1 protein-coding gene is annotated in these 625 nt (G+C 43.5%); it reads left to right on the forward strand.

The annotated features are described in order from the left end of the window. Window positions 1-101 precede the first annotated feature (101 nt). Window positions 102-625: GAD-like domain-containing protein (locus TW84_RS23495; protein WP_045978024.1), on the forward strand; the 524-nt coding region annotated here is incomplete at its 3' end.

Genomic DNA, 625 nt, shown 5'->3' on the forward strand with positions numbered 1-625 from the left:
ATCAAGCATTATGAAGGTTAGCCAATGTCGTTAAGCCCACACCCAAATAAATGAGCCCGACTGCAAAATGGACAGTCGGCCATTACAAGGACGTCAAACAGATGAATGATGAATACTTAGCGTTGTTCCTGTCAAAATTTGGTAGCCCGACAGAAGTTGTCGTCGCCACCTCAGAGCAAATAGAGCGCTATCGTGGGATCTTACCCGATAGATTGCTGGAATATTGGCAACAGATGGGTTTTTCGGGGTTTCAAGATGGCCTTTTTTGGATTACTAATCCCGCTGAGTTTGAAGATGTGCTTGAGTCCTTCCTCAAGGACACAGAGTTTGCCGATTATGACGACTACCATGTCATCGCACGAAGTGCCTATGGAGAGCTCTATCTATGGGGTGAGAGAACCGGAGATTCGCTGAATATTGTTCCTCATCTTAACTGGATTAAAACGCGAAAAGGAAAAGAACGAGATATTAAAATTGGTAAATCTGACTTTTCTGTACAACGCCTGTTCGCTGTTTTATCACCTAGTTCAGCAGACATTGAAAGTGGTGAAACACTTATATTTCCTTCAGTTTATCAAAAACATGGCCCGGTGGGTAAAGACGAAGTCATGGTCTTTACCCCCTA

The organism is Vibrio neptunius, from assembly GCF_000967495.1.
In the GTDB taxonomy this organism is placed as follows: Bacteria; Pseudomonadota; Gammaproteobacteria; order Enterobacterales; family Vibrionaceae; genus Vibrio; species Vibrio neptunius.